Below are 15,095 nucleotides of genomic sequence, written 5' to 3'. Positions count from 1 at the left end.
GAGGGCATGCAATTCACCCTCGATGTGACCGTTACACTGCTATCGCGAGCAAGCTCGCTCCTACAATTAACCGTGTCGCTTCAACTTGGTGCGCAAACCAGAAATGACGCACCAACTTCTGCCACGATTTCGTCGCACCGCCTCTCGCCCTACACCTCCGACAGGCATTTCCTACACATCTCCCCGATTGGCAAGCCCCTTGCTCTAGCCTCAGCATTGTCCATTGCTGGAAGCCTTCCGATGCTGGTGATTCACCGCAGAATCAACCCTCAACCCGTCTGGGCCGCCGAACTGCACCTCACGTTCGAAGCCCGCAGCAAAAGCCGTTTGCGCTGTTTCAGTGCCGAGGGCGAAGACGTCGGGTTGTTTCTGGAGCGCGGTCAGCCGCCGCTGTATGACGGCGAATGCCTGCAAGCCGAAGACGGGCGTATCGTCCGCGTTTGCGCCCGTCCCGAACAATTGCTGCACGTCACCTGCGCCAACGCGTTCGAACTGACCCGCGCCGCCTATCACCTGGGCAACCGCCATGTCGCCCTGCAAGTCGGCGATGGCTGGTTGCGTCTGCTCGACGACTACGTGCTCAAGGCCATGCTCGAACAACTGGGCGCCCGCGCCGAGAACATGGAAGCACCGTTCCAGCCGGAGCACGGTGCCTACGGCGGCGGCCATCACCATTCGCGTCATGGCGATGAAGATTTCAACTACGCGCCGAAACTGCACCAGTTCGGCGTGCGCACATGAATCCGGCCTGGGCCCTGCTGCGCCTGGCCAGTCCGCAATTGCCGATTGGCGGCTACAGCTATTCCCAAGGCCTGGAAATGGCGGTCGATAACGGCCGTGTGCACGATCCCGACAGTGCCAGGCGCTGGATCAGCGATCAGTTGTTACTGAACCTGGCGCGCTTCGAGGCGCCGTTGTTACTTGCCCATTGCGTTGCGGCGCATGAGGAAAACTGGGACGAGTTGCTGCAACGCTGTGAGCAACACCGCGCCAGCCGTGAAACCCGCGAGTTGCATCAGGAAAGCCGGCAGATGGGCTACTCGTTGCAGCAACTGCTCAACGGTTTGCCGGAACTGGACGCTCCCGCCCGCGCCTTTCTCGATCAACGCCCCGAGCCGCATCTGGCTCTGGGCTGGGCGTTGGCCGCCCGCGCCTGGCAGATCAGCCCGCAAGACGCCTTGGCTGCGTGGCTCTGGAGCTGGCTGGAAAACCAATTGGCGGTGCTGATGAAAACCCTGCCGCTGGGTCAGCAAGCTGCCCAACGCCTGACCAGCGAGCTGTTGCCGTTGCTTCAACAAGCGCAACAGAGCGCGACTCAAATCGATCCCGATCATTACGGCAGCGCCGCATTCGGCCTGTCCCTGGCGTGTATGGCCCACGAGCGCCAGTACAGCCGTCTGTTCCGTTCCTAGGGCCTTTTATCTTGGAGAATCACATGAACGCACAACCTCTGCGCGTCGGCATCGGCGGCCCGGTCGGCTCCGGTAAAACCGCCCTGACCCTGGCCCTGTGCCTGGCCCTGCGCGAACGTTACAACCTGGCCGTCGTGACCAACGACATCTACACCCGCGAAGACGCCGACTTTCTGGTGCGCAACGAAGCCCTCGCGCCGGAACGCATCATCGGCGTGGAAACCGGTGGCTGTCCGCACACGGCGATCCGCGAAGACGCCTCGATCAACCTCGAAGCCGTGGATCAACTGAACCGCCGCTTTCCGGGCCTGGACCTGATTCTGGTGGAGTCCGGTGGCGACAACCTGTCGGCGACCTTCAGCCCCGAACTGTCCGACCTGACCATCTACGTGATCGACGTTTCGGCCGGCGACAAGCTGCCGCGCAAGGGCGGCCCTGGCATCTGCAAATCCGACCTGCTGGTGATCAACAAAATCGACCTCGCACCGTTGGTGGGCGCTTCGCTGACGATGATGGACAGCGACACGAAACGCATGCGCAACGGCAAGCCGTTTGTGTTCAGCAATCAAAAAACCGGCCAGGGTCTTGATGAAATCATCGCCTTCATCGAACGCCAGGGTTTGCTGACCGCTGCCTGATGACGACTTATCAACAAGGAAGCTTATCAATGACACTCAAATGCATGCTCGGCGCTCTGACGCTTTTGCTGACCCCGGCCATTGCCTTCGCCCACCCGGGGCATGGCGATAACGGTTTGATCGCCGGCATCGGCCATCCGATTGGCGGGCTTGATCACTTGCTGGCGATGCTCGCAGTCGGCCTGTGGGCGGCGCAGCAACAAGGCGCCGCACGCTGGGCGCTGCCGTGCACCTTCGTCGGTACGATGTTGCTGGGAGGAATGCTCGGGTTTGAAGGATTGAACCTGCCGGCGCTGGAAAGCGGGATTGCCGCGTCGGTGTTGGCGCTCGGTCTGGCGGTTGCGCTGGCGGTGCGGCCGCCATTGGTGATGGCGGTTATGGCGACAGCGTTGTTTGCGCTGTTCCACGGTGTAGCTCATGGGCTGGAACTGCCGGACATGTCGAGCCCCTGGGCTTATGCCGCTGGTTTTGTCGCGGCCACAGCAGCGTTGCACGCGGCGGGTTATGCCGTGGTGCGGGTGTTGCCGCAAGCAGCGGCACCACTGATCCGACTGGCCGGCGGGGCTTCGGCGGCGACCGGCGCGTGGTTGCTGGCGGGCTAACCCCCTTCCCGTAGGAGCTGCCGCAGCCTGCGGCAACTCCTACGAGGATCGCATCCGTCGCGTCAGCCTCTCTGCTAACATGTCGCGCAATCAACCCTGCCGTGACGACGCCAGCCCATGCCGCCTGTTTTCCGCACCGCCTCCCAGCCTGAATTGACCGCCCTGTTCGCCTCGGTGCAACAGCACTTTCTGGACGTCATCGTGCCGCTTTGGCAAGGCCCGGGCTGGAATGCCGACCTGGCGTTGCCCTATGAGGCGCTCGACGCAGGGCATCAACCGTTGCCTGCCCAGCGCTACCGGGCCATGGCCTGTGCGCGGCAGCTGTATCTGTTTGCCAGCTTGATCGGCCAGGTGCCGGGCGCCGAAGAGCGTGCCGCCGCATTGTTCCGTTCCTTGCAGCGACACTTCCACGACGCCGAGCACGGTGGCTGGTTCTACAGCATCGATCCGCAGGGTGCGCCGCTGGATCAGCGTAAAGACCTCTACACCCACGCGTTCATCCTGTTCGCCTGCGCCCATTACTGGGCCAAGGTCCGTGAGCCGCTGGTGGAATCGGTACTCAACGCTTCACTGGAAGTGATCGCGCAACGCTTTGCCACAGGCGACGGCCTGTACGAAGCCACGCTAGACCGTGACTGGTCATCGCTCGACAGCGGCCCCCTGCAGAACCCGTTGATGCACTTGGCCGAAGCCTTTCTCGCCACCCTGTCAGTACGTGAAGACCTTGCCGTGCAACTGGCGCTCGTCGAGTTATGCACAGCCATGCAGGCACGCTTCGTCGATACGCAACATGGCGTGTTGATGGAGAAACCGCTGGGGTCTGTGGATAACTGGTTCGAGCCAGGCCACCAGTTCGAGTGGTACTTCTTGCTGGCATCGTCCGACCTGTTGCGCAGCTCGAAACTGCATGACGCTCTGGAGCTCGCTTTCGCATTTACCGAGCAACTGGGTGTCGATCAGCAGACCGGTGCCGTGCGAGCCATGCTCGACCTAGGGCCGGACGGCGGCACTCGGGACGCGACGCAGCGCATCTGGGCTCAGGCCGAGTACCTGCGCGCACTAACGCTGCGCCCGAACAGCGACGCGGCAGTGCTGCATCAATTGCAGGCGTTGCAGCAGCGCTGCCTGCATGCCGGTGGCTGGTATGAATGTCGTGATGAGCGCGGTGAAGTCAGCCGACGCGACATGCCGTCCACCACGCCGTATCACCTGGCGACGTGTTATCGCGGATTGGCCGACTACCTCGCCTGACCTTCACTCAATCCACTTGCGATCCCCAGTAAAGCTGATCGTCAGCCAGCGTGCGGCGTCCGGCTCACCGAGGTTTGTGGATATTTCCTCGCGCAAACTGTCCAGTTGTCCCACACCGTCCAGCCAGTAATCCTTCGGCAACACGATGTGAATCTCGATAAAACAGGCCCGCCCGTGTTTCTGCACGTAGGAAATGTAGTCGTCGAAACCATGCTCGACCTTGGCCACCTCCATCACTTGACGCACCTTGTCGTCCAGTTGATCCGGGACGATCCCCAGCACATCGCGTAAGGCCGGAGCGAGGATTTTGAAGGCTGGGGGAAGCATGCCCAAGGCCAGCAGAATCAGGATCATCGGGTCGACATACACCGCCCACTTGTCGAATCCCTGCGTTTTGAGCAGCAGTGCGATAAGGAAACTCACCAGCAGTCCCGCCGACAGCATCGCGTCCACCAGCCAACTGATGTTGTCGAACTGGATCAGCGATGAGTTGAGCGTGCGATTGCGATGGCGGACGTAGAAGAAGTAAATCAGCTCAACGACGGTGAACACCGCCGCGTAGAGGATCACCAGACCGAGCTCGACCTCGCGGCCTCCATTGATGATGCCGAACACACCGTTGAGAAACGCGTAAACGGCCACCAGGAAGATGAAACAGCCTTCGATCACCAGCACCATGGGTTCCAGGTGCCAGGAGCCGAACTGGAAGCGCTGATTGCTTTCCTTGGCGATCAGCCGGGCGGTGAGCAGCATCAACACCTTGATGAAGGCGGCGATCAACGAAAAGAAACCATCGAACAGGATCGATTGGGAACCTGAAACAAAACCGGTAATGATTCCGGCGAATGTCACCAGGAGCATCAGGAACGTCGATTGTTTGAGCAGTAGCTGCTCTTCTCGATTGCGCACTTGTTCTCCTCGAACACCTCTAGACCGCAGGATGCGGCGAGATTATTGGAAGAGGAGTCTAGCTGAAGTCCAGCGTGTCTGGTCCGTCCCCTTCGCGAGCAGGCTCGCTTCCACATCGGTTCTCGGTGTTCGCAGATCCTTTGTGGGAGCGAGCTTGCTCGCGATAGCCATCACTGGGACTTAAGACTTTCGATCGATGGCAAACCCGGCCCAGGTCTGGCTGACCGGCATCAGTTCCAGGCTGTTGATGTTGATGTGCGCCGGAGCGTTGAGCACCCAGAAGATGGTGTCGGCGATGTCCTGCGGCTGAATCGGCTCGGCACCGGCGTAGGTCGCGTTGTAGCGCTCCTGGTCACCGGCAAAGCGCACCAGCGAGAACTCGCTTTCGCACAGGCCCGGCTCGATGTTGCTGACCCGTACGCCCGTGCCTTGCAGGTCGCAGCGCAGGCTCAGGGAGAACTGTTTGACGAACGCCTTGGTCGCGCCATACACGTGGCTGCCCGGGTAGGGATAATTGCCGGCAATGGAGCCCAGGTTGACGATACCGGCGCCACGACCGTGGGCGATCAGGCGTGGCAACAGCAGGCGGGTGCTGTACATCAGGCCTTTGACGTTGGTATCGACCATGGTGTCCCAATCGTCCAGATCACATTTCGGTGCCGGGTCGGCACCCAACGCCAGGCCGGCGTTGTTGATAAGTCCGCGTAGCTTGGCAAAGGACGGCGGCAGATTGCCGATCGCTTCCTCCATGGCCTTGCGATCACGCACATCGAGCACCAGACCATGGACCTCGGTCTGCTTCGACAACTCGGCGCACAGTGCATTGAGGCGCTCTTCACGACGGCCAGTCAGCACCAGTTTCCAGCCGGCCTCGGCAAAACGACGGGCACAGGCTTCACCAAAACCGGACGTCGCGCCGGTAATAAACAGGGTGTCGGACATCGTGTTCTCCTTGCATCGGCTGATCGCCAGCCATTGAAATAGAAATTCAGCAGGCAGCATGCCCGGCCTTGTTCACAGCGGCAACCACCGCTCAAACTGTTCAAAAAACGCTCAATCCCGGCAAGCCCTTGACCCGCTTGGCCTACAGCCATGTGCGCGCACGTTATCCACAGGCCGGTCCACAGTCTTTGGGGGCAAGTGGAAAAGCTGCAAGCCGCTATCCACAAGGCTTTGCGCGAAGTTTTGAAACTTTTTTGCTTGACCCTCAACCACCTGCCGTGCAGCCCTTGGCCATTTTCATGACTGACGGGTCAAACCGGCGATGGCGCCAAGCCAGTAACCACGGCCTTCAGCCGACTCTTTCCAGAGTTTAATCACAGACTTATCCACAGGCTTGCACACGTCAATTCCATGCATTTTCACCCCGAACAAAAAGGTTGACAAAGCGACTTGAAAGCTGAGCAAAAACAGCTGATCAAAAAACAACCACACCTCTGCAAGCCGCGGTTTAAAAGGCCTCCAGCCAGCTACTCCCACGTTATTCACAGCCGGTTCCACAGCAAACGGGGACAAGTCAAAACCGTGACAAAACAGGTATTTGCAGCGGCTTTATGTCGCGCTTTGGGAGCTTTGGAATAATGTTTTCCACAATTTCCATCGGGCATACCACAACCCCTGTAGGAGCGAGCCTGCTCGCGATGGGCGTCAACGAAAACGCGAGCACTCTGGATAAACGCGTTGTCCTGGGGATCTTCGCGAGCAGGCTCGCTCCTACAGGGGATTGCGGTGTTTGGGAGATGTAAAAAAGCCCCGGCGATTGCATGCCGGGGCTTGTGCATAACAACAAAAACTCAATGCCCGCCGAGATAAGCGCTACGCACATCCTCGTTGACCAACAGTTCCTTGCCAGTGCCCGTCATGCGGATTTCGCCGTTAACCATCACATACGCCCGGTCAGACAGCCGCAGGGCGTGGTTGGCGTTCTGCTCCACCAGGAAGATGGTCATGCCAGTCTTGGCCAGTTCCCGCAGGGTCGCGAAGATCTGCTTCACCACGATTGGCGCCAGGCCCAGGCTGGGCTCGTCAAGCAGCAGCAACTTGGGTCGGCTCATCAGGGCACGGGCGATGGCGAGCATTTGCTGCTCGCCGCCGGACATGGTCATCGCACGCTGGGTACGCCGTTCTTCGAGCCGCGGAAACAACTCGAACATGCGCTGCATGTCTTCCTTGGCGTACTTGTCGCCGATAGGGATGGTACCCATCAGCAGGTTTTCCTCGACGGTCATGTCGGGGAACACCCGCCGCCCTTCCGGCGATTGCGCGATGCCGTTGGAAGCAATGTAGTGCGACGACTTGTGAGTGATGTCCACACCCTGATAGAGGATCTGCCCGTCCGCTGCCCTTGGCTGGCCGAAGATCGACATCAGCAGGGTCGACTTGCCGGCACCGTTGGAGCCGATCAGGCTGACGGTTTCCCCTTCGTTGATGTGCAGCGAGACACCTTTCAGGGCCTGGATCGGCCCGTAGAACACATCCAGTTCCTTGAGTTCGAGGATGGGTTGGCTCATAGCACCACTTCCTCTTCATCGGCGCCCAGGTAGGCCGCAATCACTTTCGGATCGTTACGAATCGCATCGGGTCCACCCTCGGCGATGACGATGCCGTGGTCCAGCACCACGATGTGGTCGGAAATGCTCATTACCATGCCCATGTCGTGTTCGATCAGCACCACGGTCAGATCGTGCTCGTCGCGCAGCAGCCGGATCATCGCGCTCAGCGCTTCGGTTTCCTGAGGGTTGAGGCCGGCAGCCGGCTCGTCGAGGCAGATGATCTGCGGACGGGTGCACATGGCCCGGGCGATTTCCAGACGACGTTGCTGACCGTAGGACAGCTCACCGGCCAGACGGTTGGCGCAGTCCACCAGGTCCACCACTTCCAGCCAGTAGAACGCGTGGTCCAGTGCATCGCTTTCAGCCTTGCGATAACCCTTGGTGTTGAGGATACCGGCGAGCATGCTGCGGTTGACCCACATGTGTTGCGCCACCAGCAGGTTTTCCAGCACCGACATTTCCTTGAACAGGCGAATATTCTGGAAGGTACGTGCCAGGCCTGCGCGGTTGACCAGGTGGGTGCCGCCGAACATTTTGTAGTACAGGCGACTGGCAAAGGATTTCGGCGAGACGAAGTCGGTCGGTTTGAACGATTCGCCCAGCAGTTGGATGACGTTGGTCTGCTCGCCCCGCACGTTGAGTTCAATCTTGCCGCCCGAGGCCTTGTAGAACCCGGTCAGGCAGTTGAACACCGTGGTCTTGCCGGCACCGTTAGGGCCGATCAAGGCGAAGATCGAGTTGCGTTCGACTTTCAGGCTGACATCGTTCAACGCCTTGATGCCGCCGAAGTGCATCATCAGCTTCTCTACCGAGAGTACGACTTCGCTCATGGCGCTACTCCTTTACGCGGTGTCACACCGGTACGGCTGATCCGAATCAGGCCGCGCGGTCGCCAGATCATCATCAACACCATCAGGATGCCGAACAGCAACACGCGGTATTCGGCGAAGCCGCGCAGCAGTTCAGGGGCGACGGTCAGCACGAACGCCGCAATCACCACGCCGATGGTCGAACCCATACCGCCCAGCACCACAATGGCGAGGATCAGGGCCGATTCGAAGAAGGTAAACGAGGTCGGGTTGACGAAACCCTGGTAGGTCGCAAAGAACACGCCGGCAAGGCCTGCAGTCGATGCACCGATGGTGAACGCCGAGAGTTTGACCAGCACGTGGTTCAGGCCCATGGAGCGGCAGGCGATTTCGTCTTCACGCAGGGCTTCCCAGGCGCGACCGACTGGCATCTTGACCAGACGATGCTTGATGTACAGCACGGCCAATACCACCAGGAACAACACCGCGTAGATGAAGTAGTACTTCACGTCCGGGTTGTAGGCGATGCCAAAGAACTCGTGAAACGGTACCCCGCCATCCTTCGCCCGCTTGCCGAACTCCAGGCCGAAGAACGTTGGCAGTGGCGCCGGCATGCCGTTCGGACCACCGGTCAGCGACAGCCAGTTGTTGAGGATCAAGCGGATGATTTCACCGAAGCCCAGGGTCACAATCGCCAGATAGTCGCCGTGCAGACGCAGCACCGGAAAACCGAGGATGCACCCGGCGAGGCCAGCGGTGATCGCCGCCAATGGCAGCACCGTCCAGAAGCCCAGCCCCAGGTACTGGTAACCGAGCGCCAGGCCGTAGGCACCAATGGCGTAGAACGCCACATAACCCAGGTCAAGCAGGCCGGCCAGCCCGACCACAATGTTCAGCCCCAGGCCCAGCAGCACGTAGATCAAACCGAGGATGACCACGCCCAACAGATAGGAGTTGGAGAAAAACGGAAACACCACGGCAATCACAATGATCAGCGGGATGATCCAGCGCAGTCGGGTTTTGTAGTCGGGCGGCAGCACATGAACGCCGGAACCGGTGGTTTCAAACCCCTCGAGGATTCTCAGGCCTTTGGGGGTTTGCAGAAACAGGCTCAAGGCAAAACGCCCCGCCATGACGATGGCAATGATCCATGCCACCCGCGAAGTTTCCAGGTTGAAGCCGTAGCCATCGAGCACGACGCCGACAATCGGCCCGAACACGATCAGGGCAATGAGACCGGCAAGAATCGCGTCAACCAGGCTTTTTTTGACATCAATGGTTTTTTTAGTGGTTGAAGACATCGCTTACACCTTCGACACAAGAGGACGGCCGAGCAGGCCTTGGGGCCGAAAGACCAGAACGAGAACCAGCAGCGAGAAGCTGAAGACGTCTTTGTAGTCCGAGTTGACCAGACCGGAGAACAGCGACTCGGAAATCCCGAGGATGATCCCGCCGAGCATGGCGCCAGGCAGCGAGCCGATCCCGCCGAGTACCGCCGCGGTGAAGGCCTTGATGCCGATGACGAAGCCCGCGTAGAAGTCGAAAGTGCCGTAGTTCATGGTGATCAGTACGCCGGCCAGGGCCGCCATCGCTGCACCGATGATGAACACATAGGAAATCACCCGGTCGGTGTTGATCCCGAGGATCGAAGCCATCTTGCGGTCTTGTTGGGTCGCGCGGCACATACGGCCGAGCTTGGTGTACTTGATGACGTAGGTCAGCAGGGCCATCCCGGCAAATGCGGCGACCAGGATGAAGATTTTGGTGTAGGTGAGCTGGACGAAGCCGCTTCCGACATCGACGCGCCATGCACCGGTCAGCAGGGTCGGTACGCCTTGTTGGCGGGCGCCCTGAGCGATCTGCGCATAGTTTTGCAGGATCAGCGAAATACCGATGGCGCTGATCAAGGGTGCCAGTCGGGTGGAGTTACGCAGGGGTTTGTAGGCGACACGCTCGATGACCCAGCCATACACCGCCGTGACGACGATGGTGAAGATCAGTGTGCCAAGCATCAGCAGAGGGAAGGATTCAATACCGAAGTATGCCAGCAGAGCCAGACTGATCGCCGCGAGGTAAGCGGAAATCATGTAAACCTCGCCGTGGGCGAAGTTGATCATGCCGATGATGCCATAGACCATTGTGTAGCCGATGGCGATCAGGCCATAGACCGACCCGAGGGTCAGGCCGTTGACCAGTTGCTGCAGGAAAATACCATCCATAACGCAATCTCACGCAATGAGAACCTGCACTCCTGTGGGGGTGCGGTTCTTCTAAGGAAAATACAGATATACGTCGGAGCAATGTCAGACACGAACAGGCAGCGCTCACCGGCCCCTGTAGGAGCTGGCTTGCCAGCGATAGCGATTGAACAGTCGACAAACATGTCGCCTGCAAGTCCGCCTTCGCCAGCAAGCCGGCTCCGACAAAAGGTTCATCGGGGAGCCCTGATCGGGTCAGCCCTTACTTCTGTTTTTCCAGCTGGTGGTATTTGCCGGTTGCGTCCCACTGGTAAACCACGTAGTCGGACACTTTCAGGTCGCCCTTGCTGTCCCAGGTCTTCTCGCCCATAACGGTCTTGACCGGGTTTTTCTTCAGCCAGGCAGCAGCGTCTTCGCCCTTGTTGGACTTGGCGCCATTGAAGGCAGCGGCCAGGGTCTGGACCGAAGCGTAGGCATACAGGGTGTAGCCTTCAGGCTCGGTGCCAGCCTTGCGGAATGCGTCTACGACAGTCTTGCTGTCTGGCAGCATGCGTGGGTCGGCGCCGAAGGTCATCAGCACGCCGTCAACGTATTGCGGGCCGCCAGCGGTGGTCACCAGTTCGTCGGTCACGATGCCGTCGTCGGACATGAATTTCACGTCTTTCAGGCCTTCGGTACGCAGTTGTTTAACCAGTGGACCCGCTTCTGGGTGCAGGCCGCCGAAGTAGACGACATCGGCACCGGCCGCACGGATCTTGGTCACGACGGCACTGAAGTCTTTCTCGCCGCGGGTCAGGCCTTCATACAGCACCGGCGTCACGCCGCGCTTGACCAGTTGAGCCTTGGTGGCATCCGCCAGGCCTTGGCCGTAGGTGTCTTTGTCGTGCAGCACGACAACCTTTTTGCCCTTGAGCATGTCGACGATGTAGTCACCGGCCACGATGCCTTGCTGGTCGTCACGACCGCACATGCGGAACATGGCACTCAGGCCGCGCTCGGTAACCTGTGGGTTGGTGGAACCTGGAGTGATCGCGATGATGCCCGCTTCGTCATAGATCTCGGAGGCCGGGATGGTCGACGAGGAGCAGAAGTGACCGACCACGCCGGCGACTTTCTGGTTGGTCAGGTCTTTGGCAACCGTCACAGCCTGTTTCGGTTCGCAGGCGTCATCGCCCTTGACCAGGACGATTTTTTCCCCGTTGACGCCGCCCGCTGCGTTGACCGCATCGGCCGCCGCTTGTGCACCCTTCATGTACTGTTCACCAAATGCCGCGTTGGCGCCAGTCATTGGTCCCGCTACGCCGATCTTGATGTCAGCCTGAGCAAACGCAGAAACACCCAGCGCAGTTGCCACTGCGAGGGCCAGAAAACCTTTCTTGTAAAACGTCTGGGACATGAGGTGGTGCTCCATGGTTTTTTTTAATTGGCACTGCGACTTCACTGAATGCTCAGAGCAAGGGCCGTGCCATCGGTTTTTTATTCTGAAAAAAGTCGCTGCCTTATTGTTTTTTCGACTGTTTCGGTCCCATTTTCATTGGGTGTGCAACCGTCTAAACCGCGGAAGGTAAAACCTGATATTTTTTTAGGCGCAACCCTCATGCGCCATCATTGCAACCGCGGCACCAAACATCGTGCAACCAGCCTGTAACACCGTTCGTCACCGAAGTGCACACTGCTGGTGCGGGACTGCTACAACCCGCACCACTACAGGCTAGCTGTTGAACGAAAAAGCGCCGCTTTCAGCAACAAATTTCAACATTCAAATGACGATCCGCAAGCACTGGCCCGCGTGATACAGCGAAAATCCCGCCTCGTACAGACAGCTGCGCAACCCCACGCCGGCCAATGGCTGCATGGGGGCAAAGGGAATGGGGAGCGCCTGAGGATTTCCATTACACAAATAATCGGCAAAGGCTTTGCCGACCACTGTCCCCGTGGTCACGCCCCGGCCGTTGTAACCGGTGACTGCCACTAAACCGGGCGCCGGCTCGAACAGGCGCATCAAATGATCGGGCGTGAATGCGATGCAACCGGTCCAGGTGCATTCCCATTCAACCGGTTTGAGGTACGGGAAATAGTGTTGCTGAACCCGATCGGCCCAGGCTTTGAGAAACCATGCCGGTTTCTGATTGCCATTACCGAGACTGCCAAGCAGCAGACGACCGTCCCTGTCTCGACGAATACTGCTCAGGACCTGCCGGGTGTCCCACGAGCCTTGGCCCCCGGGGAGAATTTGCTGAGCTGCGTCTTCGGTCAGCGGCACCGAAGCGACCTGATAGTAATAACCCGGGAAGAAATTGCGGCGCAGTTCCGTCCAGTCGCCTTCGGTGTAGGCGTTGGACGCAATGACCACTTTCTCGGCCATGACCGAACCCTGGGCGGTCTGCACCGACCAGCGCTGGCCCTGGCGTTCGAGTCGGGTGACAGGGGAATGATCGAACAATTGACCGCCGAGGCCGATGGCCGCGTTGGCCAGCCCCGTGGTGTAGGCCATCGGATTGAGCGTACCGGCACGGCGATCCAGCAATGCTGCGGCGATCTTTTTGGTGCCCGTCGCTTGCTCGCACGCCTGGCCGGTCAGTAGCTCCACCGGCGCGCCGCGACGTTTCCATTGTTCTTCACGACTGCGCAAGTCGGCTTCGCCGCGGGCGTTATGCGCCATGTGCAGCGTGCCTTCGCGACGCAACTGGCAGTCGATGCTGTACTTATCCACAAGGCTGAACACCAGGGAGGGTGCCGCGCCCAGCATGCGGTTGAGCTGACTGCCCACCGCCTCACCGAATCCGGCCTCGATGTCGTCCGGGGGAATCCACATCCCGGCGTTGACCAGCCCGACATTGCGTCCCGATCCGCCATGGCCGGCGCGATGGGCCTCCAGCACACACACTGTCTTGCCCTGTTCCAGCAAATGCACCGCCGCCGACAGCCCGGTGAAACCGGCACCGATGACGCAGACATCCACTGTCACTTCACCCTTGAGCGCCGCATTGTCAGGCCTTTGCGGCGTCAGTTTTTCCCACAGACACTCTTCGCGTAACGGCATTGCCAGACTCCAACAGAAACCTAACAAACACATTCATTTAATGTGGGAGCGAGCCTGCTCGCGATAGCGTCAGCACATCCAGCATCAATGTGACTGAAAAACCGCTATCGCGAGCAGGCTCGCTCCTACAGGGATTTCACATCAATCGAACGTAATGCCCTGCGCCAACGGCAACTCCAGCGAGTAGTTCACGGTGTTGGTCTGGCGACGCATGTAGCCGCGCCATGCATCGGAGCCCGATTCACGGCCGCCACCGGTTTCTTTTTCACCGCCGAACGCACCACCGATTTCCGCACCGCTCGGGCCGATGTTGACGTTGGCGATGCCGCAATCACTGCCCACGGCCGACATGAACTGCTCGGCTTCACGCACGTCGGTGGTGAAGATGCACGACGACAGGCCTTGTGGCACGGCGTTGTTCAGGCGCAGGGCTTCCTGGAAATCGCTGTAACCGACCACGTACAAAATCGGTGCGAAGGTTTCGTGGCAGACCACTTCGCTCTGCTCCGGCATTTCGACGATGGCTGGCGATACGTAATAGGCGTTCGGGAACTTGTCTTCCATCTGACGCTTGCCGCCGAACACCCGGCCGCCTTCGCTCAGTGCCTGCTCGAGTGCGTCCTGCATGTTGTCGAAGCTTTGTTTGTCGATCAGCGGGCCGATCAGGTTGCCCTCCAGCGGATGACCGATGCGCACTTTGGAGTAAGCGGCTTTGAGGCGGGTGACGATTTCTTCCTTCACCGACTCATGGGCAATCAAGCGGCGCAGGGTGGTGCAACGCTGGCCGGCGGTGCCGACGGCGCTGAACAGAATGGCGCGAACGGCCATGTCCAGATCGGCGCTTGGGCCGAGGATCATCGCGTTGTTGCCGCCCAGTTCGAGGATGCTGCGGGCGAAACGCGCGGCGATTTTCGGCGCCACTTCACGGCCCATGCGGGTACTGCCGGTGGCGCTGACCAGCGCGACACGCGGGTCATCGACCAACGCTTCACCGGCGTCGCGACCACCGATGATCACCTGGCTCAGGTGAGGCGGTGCGTCGCTGAAGTTCTTCAAAACACGGTCGAACAATGCCTGGCATGCGAGCGCGGTCAGCGGGGTCTTTTCCGACGGTTTCCAGATCACCGGGTTGCCGCAGACCAGCGCCAGCGTGGCGTTCCACGCCCAGACCGCGACCGGGAAGTTGAACGCGCTGATCACGCCGACGACACCCAGCGGATGCCAGGTTTCACGCATATGGTGGCCAGGACGCTCGGAAGCAATCGTCAAACCGTACAACTGGCGGGACAGGCCGACGGCGAAGTCACAGATGTCGATCATTTCCTGAACTTCGCCCAGACCTTCCTGGGTGATCTTGCCAGCTTCCCAGGACACCAGTTCGCCGAGGTCGGCCTTGTATTCGCGCAGGATGTCACCCAGTTGCCGCACCAGTTCACCACGGCGCGGTGCCGGAACCTTGCGCCACAGTTCGAACGCATGATCTGCGCGACTGATGTGCTGCTCGACTTCAGCGGCGCCTTCCCAGTTCACGGCGGCGATCCTGCTGCCATCGATCGGCGAATGCACCGGCACTTTGCCGTTCTGGTACAGGGCAGGGTTCACACCAAGACGATCAAGCAATGCGGCAACCATGGGTCACTCCTCAAGCAAAAAACGGAACAGGTGCAGCCGGAAAATCACG

The 15,095-nt window shown here is 59.8% G+C and carries 15 protein-coding genes; 5 read left to right on the top strand and 10 right to left on the bottom strand.

Translation table 11 applies throughout. The features are described from left to right. Positions 1–240: 240 nt before the first annotated feature. From ureE to QYH43_RS24470, 5 genes are all read left to right on the top strand, one after another. Entirely contained in the window at positions 241–741 is a 501-nt protein-coding gene (gene ureE, locus QYH43_RS24490; RefSeq protein WP_095056333.1) for an urease accessory protein UreE, read from the top strand. Continuing rightward, positions 738–1,412 (top strand): urease accessory protein UreF, encoded by a 675-nt coding sequence (locus QYH43_RS24485; RefSeq protein WP_095152266.1) that lies wholly within the window; start codon positions 738–740, stop codon positions 1,410–1,412. Before ureE ends, QYH43_RS24485 begins: the two co-directional genes overlap by 4 nt. A 23-nt stretch (positions 1,413–1,435) precedes the next feature. Continuing rightward, positions 1,436–2,050: an urease accessory protein UreG gene (gene ureG, locus QYH43_RS24480; RefSeq protein ID WP_095152265.1), complete on the top strand. Its 615-nt coding sequence runs from the start codon at positions 1,436–1,438 to the stop codon at positions 2,048–2,050. A gap of 29 nt (positions 2,051–2,079) precedes the next feature. Continuing rightward, entirely contained in the window at positions 2,080–2,652 is a 573-nt protein-coding gene (locus QYH43_RS24475) for a HupE/UreJ family protein (protein ID WP_095152264.1), read from the top strand. Between the two features lie 117 nt (positions 2,653–2,769). Further along, positions 2,770–3,903 carry an AGE family epimerase/isomerase gene (locus QYH43_RS24470; RefSeq protein WP_301158271.1) on the top strand — a complete coding sequence of 378 codons (1,134 nt, stop codon included), beginning with the start codon at positions 2,770–2,772 and terminating at the stop codon, positions 3,901–3,903. A 3-nt stretch (positions 3,904–3,906) separates the two neighbouring features. Here the strand turns inward: QYH43_RS24470 and QYH43_RS24465 are convergent, their stop codons facing one another. The 10 genes from QYH43_RS24465 to QYH43_RS24420 all read right to left on the bottom strand — a co-directional run bounded on the left by QYH43_RS24465 (position 3,907) and on the right by QYH43_RS24420 (position 15,046). Next, entirely contained in the window at positions 3,907–4,812 is a 906-nt protein-coding gene (locus QYH43_RS24465) for a cation diffusion facilitator family transporter (RefSeq protein WP_095056338.1), read from the bottom strand. 180 nt (positions 4,813–4,992) lie between these two features. Next, entirely contained in the window at positions 4,993–5,754 is a 762-nt protein-coding gene (locus QYH43_RS24460) for an SDR family oxidoreductase (protein ID WP_095056339.1), read from the bottom strand. Between the two features lie 297 nt (positions 5,755–6,051). Next, positions 6,052–6,300, bottom strand: coding sequence for a hypothetical protein (locus QYH43_RS24455; RefSeq protein WP_095056340.1), 249 nt, complete (start codon positions 6,298–6,300; stop codon positions 6,052–6,054). A 305-nt stretch (positions 6,301–6,605) separates the two neighbouring features. Further along, positions 6,606–7,322 (bottom strand): ABC transporter ATP-binding protein, encoded by a 717-nt coding sequence (locus tag QYH43_RS24450; protein WP_095056341.1) that lies wholly within the window; start codon positions 7,320–7,322, stop codon positions 6,606–6,608. Then, positions 7,319–8,194, bottom strand: a complete 876-nt coding sequence (locus tag QYH43_RS24445; protein WP_095056342.1) for an ABC transporter ATP-binding protein — start codon at positions 8,192–8,194, stop codon at positions 7,319–7,321. Before QYH43_RS24445 ends, QYH43_RS24450 begins: the two co-directional genes overlap by 4 nt. Then, positions 8,191–9,474: a high-affinity branched-chain amino acid ABC transporter permease LivM gene (gene livM / locus QYH43_RS24440; protein ID WP_095056343.1), complete on the bottom strand. Its 1,284-nt coding sequence runs from the start codon at positions 9,472–9,474 to the stop codon at positions 8,191–8,193. Before livM ends, QYH43_RS24445 begins: the two co-directional genes overlap by 4 nt. A gap of 3 nt (positions 9,475–9,477) precedes the next feature. Further along, complete coding sequence (locus QYH43_RS24435; RefSeq protein WP_095056344.1) at positions 9,478–10,392, bottom strand: branched-chain amino acid ABC transporter permease LivH; 915 nt, start codon at positions 10,390–10,392, stop codon at positions 9,478–9,480. A 241-nt stretch (positions 10,393–10,633) separates the two neighbouring features. Then, positions 10,634–11,767 carry a branched-chain amino acid ABC transporter substrate-binding protein gene (locus QYH43_RS24430; protein ID WP_095056345.1) on the bottom strand — a complete coding sequence of 378 codons (1,134 nt, stop codon included), beginning with the start codon at positions 11,765–11,767 and terminating at the stop codon, positions 10,634–10,636. A 363-nt stretch (positions 11,768–12,130) separates the two neighbouring features. Further along, positions 12,131–13,414: an FAD-binding oxidoreductase gene (locus tag QYH43_RS24425; protein ID WP_095056346.1), complete on the bottom strand. Its 1,284-nt coding sequence runs from the start codon at positions 13,412–13,414 to the stop codon at positions 12,131–12,133. Between the two features lie 141 nt (positions 13,415–13,555). Continuing rightward, positions 13,556–15,046 (bottom strand): aldehyde dehydrogenase family protein, encoded by a 1,491-nt coding sequence (locus tag QYH43_RS24420; protein WP_095056347.1) that lies wholly within the window; start codon positions 15,044–15,046, stop codon positions 13,556–13,558. Positions 15,047–15,095 lie beyond the last annotated feature (49 nt).

The sequence above is a fragment of the Pseudomonas sp. C32 genome (assembly GCF_030417915.1).
GTDB lineage: Bacteria > Pseudomonadota > Gammaproteobacteria > Pseudomonadales > Pseudomonadaceae > Aquipseudomonas.
Note: the sequence above shows the minus strand (reverse complement) of the source record. Positions and strands in the feature narration are given on the sequence as shown.